At 55.7% G+C, this 14,535-nt stretch carries 12 protein-coding genes; 7 read left to right on the plus strand and 5 right to left on the minus strand.

Features of this window, described 5'->3' with window-relative positions:
* Positions 1 to 9: 9 nt before the first annotated feature.
* Complete coding sequence (locus WA429_RS15420) at positions 10 to 432, minus strand: VOC family protein (protein ID WP_287466492.1); 423 nt, start codon at positions 430 to 432, stop codon at positions 10 to 12.
* Between the two features lie 464 nt (positions 433 to 896).
* Here WA429_RS15420 and WA429_RS15425 point away from each other — a divergent pair, with 464 nt between their 5' ends.
* The 7 genes from WA429_RS15425 (at position 897) to fdhD (ending at position 9,985) form a co-directional block, all read left to right on the plus strand.
* Positions 897 to 2,630 (plus strand): OFA family MFS transporter, encoded by a 1,734-nt coding sequence (locus WA429_RS15425; RefSeq protein WP_082817776.1) that lies wholly within the window; start codon positions 897 to 899, stop codon positions 2,628 to 2,630.
* 302 nt (positions 2,631 to 2,932) lie between these two features.
* Positions 2,933 to 3,826 carry a LysR family transcriptional regulator gene (locus tag WA429_RS15430; protein ID WP_206927160.1) on the plus strand — a complete coding sequence of 298 codons (894 nt, stop codon included), beginning with the start codon at positions 2,933 to 2,935 and terminating at the stop codon, positions 3,824 to 3,826.
* Between the two features lie 122 nt (positions 3,827 to 3,948).
* On the plus strand, positions 3,949 to 4,422 hold the full coding sequence (locus WA429_RS15435; protein ID WP_068518451.1) for a formate dehydrogenase subunit gamma: 474 nt from the start codon (positions 3,949 to 3,951) through the stop codon (positions 4,420 to 4,422).
* Positions 4,419 to 5,975: a formate dehydrogenase beta subunit gene (locus WA429_RS15440; RefSeq protein WP_287466491.1), complete on the plus strand. Its 1,557-nt coding sequence runs from the start codon at positions 4,419 to 4,421 to the stop codon at positions 5,973 to 5,975. The genes WA429_RS15435 and WA429_RS15440 overlap by 4 nt, the downstream gene beginning before the upstream one ends.
* A 4-nt stretch (positions 5,976 to 5,979) precedes the next feature.
* Entirely contained in the window at positions 5,980 to 8,859 is a 2,880-nt protein-coding gene (fdhF, locus tag WA429_RS15445) for a formate dehydrogenase subunit alpha (RefSeq protein WP_068518449.1), read from the plus strand.
* A 95-nt stretch (positions 8,860 to 8,954) separates the two neighbouring features.
* The gene (locus WA429_RS15450; RefSeq protein WP_287466490.1) at positions 8,955 to 9,179 is read left to right on the plus strand and encodes a formate dehydrogenase subunit delta; all 225 of its coding nucleotides are present in this window, start codon (positions 8,955 to 8,957) and stop codon (positions 9,177 to 9,179) included.
* Positions 9,176 to 9,985 (plus strand): formate dehydrogenase accessory sulfurtransferase FdhD, encoded by an 810-nt coding sequence (gene fdhD / locus WA429_RS15455; RefSeq protein WP_101247822.1) that lies wholly within the window; start codon positions 9,176 to 9,178, stop codon positions 9,983 to 9,985. Before WA429_RS15450 ends, fdhD begins: the two co-directional genes overlap by 4 nt.
* 39 nt (positions 9,986 to 10,024) lie before the next feature.
* On the opposite strand, the gene WA429_RS15460 is transcribed toward fdhD, so the two are convergent.
* The 4 genes from WA429_RS15460 to WA429_RS15475 form a co-directional block, all read right to left on the minus strand.
* The gene (locus WA429_RS15460; protein ID WP_197460803.1) at positions 10,025 to 11,029 is read right to left on the minus strand and encodes a LacI family DNA-binding transcriptional regulator; all 1,005 of its coding nucleotides are present in this window, start codon (positions 11,027 to 11,029) and stop codon (positions 10,025 to 10,027) included.
* Between the two features lie 274 nt (positions 11,030 to 11,303).
* Positions 11,304 to 12,794, minus strand: a complete 1,491-nt coding sequence (locus tag WA429_RS15465) for a tripartite tricarboxylate transporter permease (RefSeq protein ID WP_068518446.1) — start codon at positions 12,792 to 12,794, stop codon at positions 11,304 to 11,306.
* Positions 12,795 to 12,852: 58 nt separating this feature from the next.
* Positions 12,853 to 13,278 carry a tripartite tricarboxylate transporter TctB family protein gene (locus tag WA429_RS15470; protein ID WP_068518445.1) on the minus strand — a complete coding sequence of 142 codons (426 nt, stop codon included), beginning with the start codon at positions 13,276 to 13,278 and terminating at the stop codon, positions 12,853 to 12,855.
* A 161-nt stretch (positions 13,279 to 13,439) separates the two neighbouring features.
* Positions 13,440 to 14,486 (minus strand): ABC transporter substrate-binding protein, encoded by a 1,047-nt coding sequence (locus WA429_RS15475; protein ID WP_101247823.1) that lies wholly within the window; start codon positions 14,484 to 14,486, stop codon positions 13,440 to 13,442.
* Positions 14,487 to 14,535: the final 49 nt, after the last annotated feature.

Genomic DNA, 14,535 nt, shown 5'->3' on the forward strand with positions numbered 1-14,535 from the left:
CAGATGCCCTCAAACACCAAAACGGACATGTCCGTTGGCATCAATGGTCCAGGCCGGGTTCCAGGCGATTTCCCACGCATGTCCGTCCGGGTCGGCAACATAGCCCCGCAATCCGCCATAGGGTGGTGCATCGGCCGGGCGCAACATTTTGCCACCCGCCGCGATCAGCCGGTCCATCAGTTCACCGACCTGATGGCCATCTGCGACATTATGGGCAAGTGAAAAGGCCGATGGACCATCGCCTTCGGGGCGTTGCATATCATCAAGCAACGCGTCCTTTAACCAGGTCCCCAGAACGAACCCGTTCATCTGGTAAAAACTGATATCGGCATTTTCAAACACCGGGACCCAGCCAAAGCCGCGCTGATAAAAGCGCCGCGACCGGTCAAGATCGTTGATTCCAAGCGTAATGACAGAGATTTGCTGTTGCATGGCCATTCCTTTCTGTTGGCGTGCGCACATTGCACACATCCTGAAAGTCATGGGCCGTTACAGTGCAACGGAAGGACCCGCATCTGCGGGGGCCGGGCCAACCGCACCGACCTAACCTGTTTTTGACCCTTTATCGCTACCAGATCGGTGTGAAAAAGCAAGGTCCGTATCACCGAAATTCCTGCTATCCGGGCAGAGATGCACTGTGAAATGTTGCATTTGCGAGTGGACATTTTGTCTTGATACCACCTTGGCGGGTGGAAAAAGTTGGACATTTTGTCCATGCGCGTGCGGTGCAATATGGGCAATTTAAGGACGAAGTGGCGGAAATCATGACATTTTTTCGGATGGCACAGCGATTGCGATAAAGAGGGTTCGGGGTTCTACCGTGGTTGCCCTGCACAATGCCTTCAACCGGGGGTGGGCAAGGCAAGAAGATCAAAATGCCGGGAGGTAACAACGACATGTTTGATAAGCTTAAAAAAGAACATATCGTCGCCAGCGACGATTTTAACCGCTGGAAGGTGCCGCCAGCGTCTATTGCAATTCATCTATGTATTGGCTCTGTGTATGCATGGAGCATTTTTAACCCGCCACTGATCAAGGAATTCGGCGTGGTTGCAGCAAGTTCCGGTGACTGGGGCCTGCAATCCGTTGTCTGGATTTTCTCTGTTGCGATCGTAAGCCTGGGTCTTGCTGCTGCATTTGGCGGCAAGTGGCTTGAAGAAGTCGGCCCGCGTATGGTTGGCGTTGTCGCAGCTTTCTGCTGGGGCGGTGGTTTCATTATTGGCGGTCTTGGTATTGCCAGCCATCAATTGTGGCTTGTCTATCTTGGCTATGGCGTGATTGGCGGGGCCGGGCTTGGCCTTGGCTATGTGTCGCCGGTCTCGACCCTGATCCGCTGGTTCCCGGACCGGCGCGGGATGGCAACGGGCATGGCCATCATGGGCTTTGGCGGTGGTGCGATGATCGCAACCCCGATCAAGGAAGGCCTGCTTTCGGCTTTCTACAAGGTTCCTGAATATCTTGGCCCGGAAAGTGCGGTTAACCTTGTTACCGAAGGTGGCAAGCGTATGGCCGAAGTCGGTGGCCAGATGGTCGAAGTCGTTGTGGCAGGTGCCGCACAGGTTGCTGCCGCACCGGTTCCGATCGAAGAAGGCGTCTATGTTGCCGGCACGGGTAATACCGGTGCTGCCAGCACCTTCTTCACGCTCGGGATTGCCTATTTCATTGTCATGATCATCGCATCCTTCTCGTATCGTGTGCCGCGTGATGGCTGGCTGCCCAAAGGCTGGACCCCGCCGACCGCAGACACCGCATCCAAGCGCATGATCACGCAGAAAAACGTCCATATCGATCAGGCACTGAAAACCCCGCAATTCTATCTGCTGTGGATTGTTCTGTGCTTCAACGTGACGGCGGGCATCGGGGTGATTGGCGTTGCCAAAACCATGATGTCGGAAATCTTCGGCACGACCTTGCCGCTGGTGGTCAACTCGGCCTTTGCGGCGACCTATGTGTTTATGATTTCGGTCTTTAACATGTGTGGCCGCTTCTTCTGGGCGTCCATGTCGGACTATATCGGTCGCAAGAACACCTATTACTGCTTCTTCATTCTGGGTATCGCACTTTATCTGTCGATCCCGTTTGCCGCAGAACAGGTCAGCATCAACCCGGCTGTCACCTGGCTTGTAATGTTCTATGCCGCAACCATGATCATCTTCACGATGTATGGCGGCGGTTTTGCAACCATTCCGGCCTATCTGGCGGACGTGTTCGGCACCAAATATGTCGGCGGTATCCATGGTCGTCTTCTGACCGCATGGAGCACGGCTGGCGTTCTTGGCCCGCTGGCAATCACCCAGCTGCGTCAGACCTCGGTCACCAATTCGATCAAGGACCTGGCAAGCAAGGTCGACCCGGCGGCATTCCAGGCCAAATTCGGTGCCGGTATCGAACAGCTTGATCAGCTGGTTGCGGCCAAAACCGTGACCATCGGTCGTCTGATGGAAATCGCACCGGCCGGTACGGTTGATCCGACGTCGAGCCTCTATAACACCACCATGTACGCGATGGCGGCACTTCTGGCGATCGCGCTTGTTGCCAACAAGCTGGTCCGTCCGATTGACGACAAGCACTACATGGAAACGCAGGACGGTGGTGCAACCACCGGACAGGAAGCAACTTCCAAAGCGTAACGGCCTTGGGCGTCGATTGCCGCACCCTGTGATCGACGCCCGTTTGACTGACGCACCAATTTGTCAGTCATTTTTGGGGCATGATTGGCACAGTCATGTCTTGGGTCCGGGTTCCGTTCATCCAGCCCGGACCTGCGTTCTGTTGCAGGAATAACCTTTTTGCCCGTCGGGGTAATCGGTTATCCTGCAACCAGAACACACAAGCGTCACAACGCATGTTTTCCAATCTCGCTTCGGCCCGACAATTGGCCGACTTCAACGCCCGATAAAAGCATGCCGCGAAACCGGTTGCCGGAAGTGATATGATCGACAAACTCGAAATGTTTATGGTGCTCGCCCGTGAGCAGCATTTTGGACATGCCGCCGAAGAATGCGGCGTGACCCAGCCGACTTTGTCCAGCGCACTCCGTCAACTTGAAGACCATCTTGGTGTGGTTCTGGTCAAACGCGGTTCGCGCTATCAGGGCCTGACGCCCGAAGGCGAACGTGTTCTGGAATGGGCGCGCCATATTGTTGGCAGTACCCGATCCATGCGCGATGAAATGCGCGCCATGCGCTCTGGTCTGACCGGGCAGGTGCAAATTGCCGTGATCCCGACGGCACTTGCCATGGTTCATGAACTGACCACGCCATTTCGCGAAAAACATCCCGATGTCAGTTTCGCCATCCTGTCGCGCACCTCGACCGAAATTCAGGCCCTGCTTGACAATCTTCAGATCGATGCGGGCATTACCTATCTTGATAACGAACCGCTTGGTCGTGTGACGTCGATCCCGCTTTATCGCGAACGCTATCAACTGGTGACATCAAATCTTGATGATCTCGGGGATCGCAAAAACATCACCTGGCACGAAGCAGCCAAACTGCCGCTGTGTCTGCTGACGCCTGACATGCAGAACCGCCGGATCATCGACCAGCACCTTAATGCCGCCGGGGCCAAGGTCAGTGCGACACTGGAAAGTGATTCCATGATCGCATTGTTTACCCATGTGCAGACCGGCAACTGGGCCAGTATCATGCCCGAAAAAATGGTCGACAGTTTCGGGATGCGCGATCGCGTCAAATCCATCCCGATCATCGATCCCGACGCCAGCCATACCGTCGGACTGATCACTGCAAAACGCGAACCGGCAACGCCGGTGGTCTCTGCCCTGCTGAAAGAGGCAAAGCTGATTTCGGAACTCGAAACCGCCTGATTGCGCCTTGATAGGTTTTCGCTATCGCGTAACGGGATGGCTTTATTGAACGGGCACCACAGATGCCCGACACTATTAAAAACAATAAATATAACTGTAACATGCTTGAGAGAGAGGCTTGCATGTCGGAAACGACCGAGGACCAGAATGTCCGCGTCGAGGCCATTTGTGATCAGATGATCACGATGGAAGGCCCGCTCCTTCCCATTTTGCACGAAGTGCAGGAAGAGTTCGGCCATATCCCCGAAGGCGCACTTCAAACAATCGCCAAGAAACTGAACCTCAGCCGGGCCGAAGTCCACGGGGTTGCAAGTTTCTATCACGACTTCCGCGAAGAAAAGGCCGGCAAACATATCATCAAGATTTGCCGTGCCGAGGCCTGCCAGGCAATGGGGGCCGATGCGCTCGCCGATCAGGTGCGCCGTCATCTTCGCGTGGATTGGTCGCAAACCACAGCGGATCGCAAGATCACGCTGGAACCTGTTTTCTGTCTTGGCCTGTGTGCCTGTGCACCAGCGGCCATGGTCGATGGCAAGGTGGTCGGGCGCGTGACCAGTGATCGTATGAACCGCATTCTCAATGAGGTGGGCGCATGACGATCAAGGTTTATGTCCCGCTTGATTCCGGTGCGGTGGCCCTTGGGGCCGATGATGTCGCAACCGCGATTGCCACCAAGGCCGCAAAGTCCGGTGCCGATATCAAAATCGTGCGCAACGGATCGTTTGGCATGTATTGGCTTGAACCGATGGTCGAGGTGGAAACACCGCGCGGTCGCGTTGCCTATGGCCCGGTCAGCACCGATGACATCGATGCCCTGTTTGATGCAGATTTTCTGACCGGCGGCGATCACAAGCTTTATCTCGGCCGGACCAGCGATATTCCATTCCTGAAAAGCCAGTCGCGTCTGACTTTCCAGCGTTGCGGCATCATTGATCCGCTTTCGCTTGATGATTACCGCGCCCATGATGGCCTGTCCGGTCTTGAGAACGCGTTGAAAATGTCGGCAGCCGACATCGTCAAGGCCGTAACTGACAGCGGCCTTCGCGGACGCGGCGGGGCCGGTTTCCCGACCGGGATCAAATGGAACACGGTGCGCGAAGCCGACGGCGATCAGAAATACATCGTCTGTAACGCTGACGAAGGCGACAGCGGCACCTTTGCCGATCGCATGATCATGGAAGGCGAACCCTTTGTCCTGATCGAAGGCATGATCATTGCCGGTCTCGCGACCGGGGCGACCAAGGGATATGTCTATACCCGTTCGGAATATCCCGATGCCATCCGCATCATGACCGAGGCCATAAAAGTTGCCCGTTCTGCCGGGGTGTTGGGCACCAATATCCTCGGATCGGGCAAGACCTTTGATATGGAAGTCCGTATGGGGGCAGGGGCCTATGTCTGTGGCGAGGAAACCTCGCTTCTTAACAGCATGGAAGGCAAGCGTGGTGTCGTCCGCGCCAAGCCGCCGCTTCCCGCCCTGAAAGGTTTCCTTGGCCGTCCGACGGTTGTCAATAACGTGATTTCGCTGTGCTCGGTGCCGGTCATTCTTGAAAAGGGGCCGGAATATTACCGTGATTTCGGCATGGGCCGGTCACGTGGCACCATCCCGATCCAGATTGCCGGCAATGTCAAACATGGCGGGCTTTATGAAATCGGCTTTGGCATGACGCTGGGTGAAATCGTCGAACAGATCGGCGGTGGCACCACATCGGGACGCCCGATCAAGGCGGTTCAGGTTGGCGGTCCTTTGGGGGCCTATTTTCCCCGCGAACTGTTTGACACGCCCTTTGATTACGAAGAATTCGCCAAGCGTGATGGCCTGATTGGTCATGCCGGTGTGGTCGTTTTTGACGACACGGTCGACATGATGAAACAGGCCCGTTTCGCCATGGAATTCTGTGCCATTGAATCGTGCGGTAAATGCACACCGTGCCGGATCGGATCGATCCGTGGCACCGAAGTGGTCGACAAACTTGAACGTGGCGAAGATCCGGAATTGCAGATCGATCTTCTGCGCGATCTTTGTGAAACCATGAAGTTCGGATCGTTGTGCGCGCTCGGCGGATTTACGCCCTATCCGGTGATGAGCGCGATTACCCATTTCCCTGATGATTTCAAGCCGCGTGCGCTTGATATAGCTGCGGAGTAATACGATGTCCTTGATCAAAGAAGTCGACTACGGAACTCCTGCCGCCAAATCCGAAAAAACCGTCACGCTGACCATCGATGGCAAGGACGTGACCGTGCCCGAAGGCACATCGGTTATGCGGGCCTCGATGGAAGCAGGCATTCAGGTGCCCAAACTCTGTGCGACCGACATGGTCGATGCATTCGGTTCCTGCCGTTTGTGTCTGGTCGAAGTCGAAGGCCGCAACGGAACCCCGGCATCCTGTACCACACCGGCGGCAGACGGCATGGTGGTCCACACCCAGACCGAGCGGCTTAAAAAAATCCGCAAAGGGGTGATGGAACTTTATATCTCCGATCATCCGCTTGATTGCCTGACCTGTGCGGCCAATGGTGATTGCGAACTTCAGGACATGGCAGGCGCGGTTGGCCTGCGCGATGTGCGCTATGGCTATGACGGCGGCAACCATGTCGAGGTGCGCCAGAATGGCGAAGAAAATCCGCGCTATATGGCAAAGGATGAAACCAACCCGTACTTCACCTATGACCCGTCGAAATGCATTGTCTGTTCGCGCTGTGTGCGGGCCTGCGAAGAAGTGCAGGGCACCTTTGCCCTGACCATCGAAGGTCGCGGGTTTGAATCCCGTGTGTCACCGGGCATGCACGAAGATTTCCTTGATTCCGAATGCGTATCCTGTGGTGCATGTGTTCAGGCCTGCCCGACCGCAACGCTTCAGGAAAAATCGGTCATTGAAATCGGTCAGCCCGAACATTCGGTCGTTACCACCTGTGCCTATTGCGGGGTTGGCTGTTCGTTCAAGGCCGAAATGCGTGGCGAGGAACTGGTGCGCATGGTCCCCTACAAGGACGGCCGGGCCAACCGGGGGCATTCCTGTGTGAAGGGGCGCTTTGCCTATGGCTATGCCAATCACAAGGACCGCATCCTCAATCCGATGATCCGCGAAAATGTCAATGACCCCTGGCAGGAAGTCAGTTGGGAAGAGGCACTTCGCTTTACCGCTGACAAGTTCAAGGGCATCCAGGCCAAATACGGCAAGGGTGCGCTGGGCGGGATCACGTCATCTCGCTGCACGAACGAGGAAACCTTCCTCGTTCAGAAACTGATCCGTGCCGGGTTCGGCAATAACAACGTCGATACCTGTGCGCGTGTCTGTCACTCGCCAACCGGGTATGGCCTGAAAACCACGTTTGGGACATCGGCCGGGACGCAGGATTTTGATTCTGTCGAACATACCGATGTGGTCATCCTGATCGGGGCCAACCCGACTGACGGGCATCCTGTTTTTGCCTCGCGTTTGAAAAAACGCCTGCGTCAGGGTGCGAAACTGATCGTGATTGATCCGCGCCGGATTGATCTGGTCCGTTCCCCGCATATCGAAGCTGTCGCGCATCTGGCGCTGCGTCCGGGCACCAATGTCGCGGTTCTGACGTCACTTGCCCATGTGATTGTGACCGAAGGCCTGTTTGACGAAACGTTTGTGCGCGAACGCTGTGACTGGGATGAATTCCAGGATTGGGCAACATTTGTTTCTGATCCGCGCCACAGCCCCGAAGCCATTGCGGGTGTCACCGGTGTTGATGCCCAAACCATGCGCGAAGCCGCACGGGCCTTTGCCACGGGTGGCAATGGTGCGATCTATTACGGGCTTGGCGTGACCGAACACAGTCAGGGCTCAACCACCGTGATGGCGATTGCCAACCTTGCCATGGCGACCGGCAATATCGGCCGTCCGGGCGTTGGCGTGAACCCGCTGCGTGGTCAGAACAACGTGCAGGGTTCCTGTGACATGGGATCGTTCCCGCACGAATTGCCGGGCTATCGCCATATTCAGGACAGTGCCACCCGCGATATCTTTGAAGATATCTGGGGGGTTAAACTTGATGACGAACCGGGGCTTCGGATCCCCAACATGCTTGATGCCGCTGTCGAAGGCACGTTCAAGGGCATCTATATTCAGGGCGAGGATATCCTGCAATCCGATCCCGATACCAAACATGTGGCAGCCGGTCTTGCGGCGATGGAATGTGTTGTCGTCCACGACCTGTTCCTGAACGAAACCGCGAACTATGCCCATGTGTTCCTGCCCGGTTCGACCTTCCTTGAAAAGGATGGCACATTTACCAATGCCGAACGCCGCATCAACCGCGTGCGCAAGGTGATGACGCCAAAGAACGGATTTGCCGATTGGGAAGTGACCCAGAACCTTGCCCGTGCGATGGGCCAGAACTGGAATTACACCCATCCGTCACAGGTCATGGCCGAAATTGCGGCAACCACGCCAAGCTTTGCCAATGTGACCTATGACCTTCTTGAACGCGAAGGTTCGGTACAATGGCCATGCAATGACAAGGCCCCGCTGGGGACACCGGTCATGCATATGGACGGTTTCGTACGCGGCAAGGGCAAGTTTGTGGTGACCGAATATGTCGCTACCGATGAACGCACCGGGCCGCGCTTCCCGCTGCTTCTGACGACCGGCCGTATCCTGAGCCAGTACAATGTGGGCGCACAGACCCGCCGTACCGAAAATACCGCCTGGCACAAGGAAGACCTTCTGGAAATCCATCCCCATGATGCCGAACAGCGCGGCATTCGCGAAGGCGACTGGATCCGCCTTGCATCGCGATCGGGCGAAACATCCCTTCGCGCCACCATTACCGATCGTGTGGCACCGGGCGTGGTTTACACCACATTCCACCATCCGGGGACACAGGCCAACGTGATCACCACCGACTTTACCGACTGGGCAACCAACTGTCCGGAATACAAAGTCACCGCCGTTCAGGTTTCCGCATCAAACGGACCATCCGAATGGCAGGTGGAATATGATCGTCAGGCCGAACAGGCGCGCCGGATCAAACCGCGTGTCGATGCCGCCGAATAGGATGCCCTGCCAGATATTGTGCTATACTCCCTTGCGCACAGTATCTGGCAAATCCTGTATCCGTTAAAAAGACCATAGCCAAAGAGTAATGAACAATGGCACCTGACAAGCTTGTCTATATGGCCAATCAGATCGCGACATTTTTCAAATCCAAACCCCACGAAGAAGGGGTGGCCGGTGTTGCCGGTCATATCAGTGATTTCTGGGAACCGCGCATGCGCAAACAATTGTTTGCCCTGATTGCGGACGGGTATGACGGGATTGACCCGCTTGTGCTTGAAGCCGCCCCGATGATCCGCAAGGTCAAGGAATCTGCATGACCCCCAAGCCTTCCGAGAACCGCATCCTTGACGGGCGCGATGTTGATCTTGCCCGTGCCATTTCGCGTGATGATGCCAATGACGATGCCCCGATGATGTTGCAGCCGGAAGTTCCGGCTGCATTGACTTTCAATGGCAAATCCCATGCGGTGATGATGGTGTCGCCCCATGATCTCGAAGATTTCATGATCGGCTTTGCCCTGTCCGAAGGCATCGTTGATGACATTTCCCAGATCACACTGCGCGAAGTGCGCAAAACCCTTCAGGGCTATGTGATCGAAGCCGACCTGCATGAAGATGTGTTTGACCGTCTTGATGAACGTCAACGCACCCTTGAAGGCCGGTCGGGATGTGGTCTGTGCGGGGTGCAATCACTTGAAGCCGTCGCGATGGACAAGATCGGCAAGGTCACGCCGGGCAATATGGCACAGGATGTCGTGTTACAGGCCATCGACGCCTTACCCGATCATCAGACCCGCAACCGCGAAGGCGGCGGGCTTTTGCATGCCAGCGCCTTTGTCGATGTTAGCGGTAACATCAAGCTGGTCCGCGAAGATATTGGACGTCATAACGCCCTTGATAAGGTGCTCGGTGCGGTTGCCCGTCAGGGCATTGATACTGCCGGTGGCTTTGTGCTGATGACCAGTCGCTGTTCCTATGAAATCGTCACCAAAACCGTGCAATGCGGGGTGGGTGGGCTTGTGACCCTGTCGGGGCCGACCCTGACGGCGGTGAACCTTGCACGGCAGGCGGGGCTTACCCTGATTTGTCGTGAACGGCGCGGGCTGTTTCGCCGGTTTGCCTGATCCGCGCACTTGCCTGATCCGGTCGCGATCAGATTGCGATCAGGTTGATGCGCGTTCGATGATTTCAAATCCGACATCGATTGATTTGGTCGGCAGCGGTTCGTTTTCGATCCGTGCCACCAGCGCCTCGGCGGCGCGTCGGCCAAGATTGGCGCGATTGACTTCGACCGTGGTCAGGGCTGGCAGGGTAAAGGGCGAAAAGTCCTGATTGCCAAAACCGAGAACCGCCATGTCTTGTGGTACGCGCAGGCCGCGTGCCTGCGCCTCGATCAGGATGCCATGGGCCAAAAGATCCGAACTGCACATGATGATGCCGTTGCGAAAACCTTTTTCCAGACCGGTGCTCAGGCCATTGCGACCGCGTTCGATGGTCGCACCTGCTTCATAAAGCACTTCAATCGGCGCATTGCCGGTCATTTGTTTGAACTGACTGGCAAAGGAATCCTTGCGGCGCAGGGCGCGTTCATCACCGGCGGATACGATCAGTGCCTGCTGATAACCTTTGCCTGCCGCATAGCGCGCCATTTCCTCGCCGGCCTTGATGTGCGAAAAGCCGATACAGACATCAAGCGGGTTTTCCGTCGTATCCCACACTTCGATCACCGGAATGCCGGCCCCCAGCAACATGCGTTTGCAGCCGGCCGAATGGTGGATGCCGGTCAAGAGGATGCCGTCTGGGCGACGGCTGAGCATCGTGGAGACAACCGCCTGTTCCTCGTCCTGGGAAAAGCCGGTTTCGGCCATCAGAACGTGATAGCCCGATCCGCGAATGACATTGATGAAATTCTGCATCAGATCGGCATAGATGACGTTGGTGATCGATGGCACAAGGGCCGCAATCAGTTTGCTGCGCCGTGATGCCAGTGCACCGGCGACCATATTGGGCACATAGCCGGTCAGCTCGATCGCATCCTGGATGCGTTGCAGTGTTTTGGCGGAAACCTTTTTCGGGTCATTCAGCGCGCGCGATACCGTGACCTGCGAAACACCTGCTATCCGTCCGACGGTTTCCATCGTGACGGTGCCGCTTTTGATTTCGGCCATGGTGGTCTGGTCAGTATTTTTCGGCGCGAGTGACAAAGGGTTACGGTCTCTTGATCTGATGCCCGAACCGGGAATGGTCGGGCTTTGGTTTTGGTCCGACGTCAGTCAATCTGTTCTGCTTCGGACATTACATCAGCACAAAAAGGTGGGCAAGAAGCGCGGTTTGGCTGAGAACCACTTTACAGCACAGGGAGGGAGCTGTTGCTTCTTGCCCGATGGTGTCGTGGGGTGGCCGGGCTGCCGTGACAGCCCGGCTATGGGCACGTATTCTGGTTTAGTCGGTCATGCGCTTTTTCTTGCGGGCGACAGAAATCGAAAACGCAATCGACAGCGCAATCAGGATCCACAGCAACACCGCGATCCAGCTTTTGGTAAAGAAGATCGAAAACGTGCCAAAGGATTCCAGGCTTTTGACGAAATAGATTTCCGCCGACGGTCCCAGAATAAACCCGATGATAAAGGGCGCAATTTCAAGCCGGATCTTGTGGGCGAGATAACCAAACAGCCCAAAGATCAAAAGCGTCCAGACATCAAACATCACCCCGTAATTGATGGTGTAGGCGCCGACCACACACATCATCAGAATGATCGGGAACAGGATGTTTTTCGGAACCGTCACAACCTTGGCCAGATGGCGAATGGCAAAGACCATCACCAGGAACATGATGATATTGGCAGCCAGCATCGCGATGATCATCGCATCCCACGTCACCGGATTGTTGCCGATAAACAGCGGGCCGACCTGAATGCCCTGAAGGGTAAAGGCACCAATCAGAATGGCGGTGGTGGAATCCCCGGGAATGCCAAGTGACAGCAACGGCACCAGTGCGCCGCCCGTCAGGCCGTTATTGGCACTTTCCGATGCAATCACCCCGGCTGGCGCACCTTTGCCGAATTTTTCCGGTGTCTTGGAAAAGTTCTTTTCCTGGCTATAGGCAAGAATGGATGCCGCACTGCCGCCAACGCCGGGCAGGATGCCGACAAAGGTACCGATTGATGACGACCGGATCAGGTTGACGATCTGGCCTTTGAAGACGGAAATCTTGAACGGCTTGCCGCCGATCTTTACCCCCGAAAGACCTTTTCCTTCCTTCATGCCTTCTTCGGCTTCGATCAGGATGGTGGCAAGGCCGAACAAACCGATCAGAACCGGCAAAAGCGAAAAGCCGCTTTCAAGGTAATATTCAAGGAATTCCGGCACCAGACGCAATTCGCCATTGCCGCCGCGCGAAATGTCATAGGCCCCGATCAGGCTGATGAAAATGCCCAGAAACCCGCTGAAAATGCCGACCAGCAGGCTGTTGGAAAGGGCCGCCATCACGGTCAGGGCAAAGAAGATGATCAGGAATTTCTCGATATAGGAAAACTTGATGGCAAAGTCGGCCAGTGCCGGGGCAAACAGATAAAGCGCGGCAAGACTGATCAGTCCGCCAACCAGTGACGATGTGATCCCGATCTTGAGTGCGCGTTCGCCTTCGCCATTCTGGGTCATCGGGTACCCGTCAAGGGTGGTGGTGATCGATGACGGCGTTCCCGGGATGTTCAGAAGAATGGCCGGGACCAGGCCGCCGGAAATACCCCCGACATAAAGCCCCAGCAAAAGTGCCAGACCGTTTTCAAGACCCAGCGAATAGGTCAGTGGCAAACAGACAGCAACCGCCATGGTCGCCGTCATGCCGGGGATTGCACCGAAGATGATGCCGATCACGGTGCCCGCGGCTACCAGCGCAAAGAACATCGGTGTCAGAATGGATAGGAGTTCCATGGTAAATCTCTTGGATTATACCGCGCCAAACAGGGACCAGAACCGGGTTCCGGTCGCCTTATGGCAGCGAAATATTGAAAAGTTCGGACAGGATGTACCAGACCAGGCTTGGTGCAATCAGCGCATTGGCACCTGCGATCATCAATGTTCGACGGCTGCGCTCGTGAAGGTAAAGCGTGCTAAGCGCGAACAGATACGGGATAGAGCAAAGGTAAAATCCAAGTCCGGTATTGGGGAAAATGTCCCCGACTGCCGGCATGGCCATGAAATAGATCACGGTCAGGGCAATCGTGCCAAAGAAACGCTTGTGGTCGATGCCGGCAGGCCACCAGTTGCCATTGCTAACGGTGGCAAGAATGGTGCTGCCGCGTGTGATCAGAATTGAAACGAAAAGAATTCCCAGGATCACGGCGATAATCGTCGGGAAAATCATATGCGACGTGTTGAAATCAATCGTCACATGAAAGGGGGAGTCAAACGACATGGGACGCCTCCGGATGTGCCTGTTTTTCCCCATGGTACTGATTTCCAACCAGAATGGAAATCATGTCGGGGTGTTATGGCGGGACATGCGGGTGGAAGAATATCCATCCACCTGATCAGGCAAAAGGGGCCCGGCATTGATATGCCGGGCCAACCGGGAAGTTAGTTGGTTGCAATCGCGTCGATGACCTGGCGGTACTGGTCGCGTTTCGCCTTAAGGTAAGCTGCGGCTTCTGCCTGCGGCTTGTAGTTCGGAATGAAGAAGGATGCCTTCTGCGTTTTCTGGATCTCGCCTTCGGCATAGATTTCCTTCAGCGCATTGTCGATCGTGGCAATCTGTTCTGCATCCATGTCCTTGTTGAACAGGAAGAAGAATTCCTTGTCGAAGGTAAAGTCTTTCGACCCGTCAAACGTGACGCTGACATTCGGAGTGGTAAATGCCAGAAGTTCGTCACGGGTGGTGTCGCCCATGCCTTCCGGATTTGCCTGTTCAATGGTTTCTTCACGTGCGGTCAGCCAGATAAAGCGCATGGCTTTCTGGTCGTCATTGGCAAGCTGGGTGAACTGTTCGTTGGCCTGAACCGATCCGTTGATCACATCAGCCTGACCATCAAACATCAGCTGGTTTTTGTCTGCCTGCGAACCGGTATTGACCGGAACGATGTTTGCTTCCGATCCCGGATGCATGACCTTGGCCGCATTTTTCATTGCCGAGAAACCGATCTCGGAAACGCCACCGGCCTGAATGGCAACGCGAACGCGCTGGCCGGCAGCTGCTGCTGCAAACACGTCTTCCATCGACTGCATCGGCGAATTCTTGGCAACCAGATACGCATTGCCCGGATTGATCGCGACCGTCGGTCCGACAACGTAGTTTTCAAAGATATCGTCATAGCCGCGAACGCCATACAGGTTCGCAAGATAGGACTGATCATGGAAAATCATGATCGTGGTGCCGCGCGAATCGCGCTGCAATGCCTTGAATGCCTCGCCCGCGCCAACTGCATCAACCTTCACATTGATGTCGAGTTTCTTGGCAAGCGCTTCTGCAACAATGGCACTGTTCTGATAGGTGTCACCACCGGTCGATTTCGACCCGATGACAAGGCGAACATTGCTTGGCAGGTCAGCAGCAGACGCCAGAACAGGCGTTGCAACCATGGCGGCAAAGCCGGCAGCGGCGGCGATGGATTTAAAAAGTCCGGTCATAAGATTCCTCCCGAATGACGCATTCCTGAATGGTGGGGATGTCCCCGTG

Source organism: Thalassospira sp. CH_XMU1420-2 (assembly GCF_037029325.1).
In the GTDB taxonomy this organism is placed as follows: domain Bacteria; phylum Pseudomonadota; class Alphaproteobacteria; order Rhodospirillales; family Thalassospiraceae; genus Thalassospira; species Thalassospira povalilytica.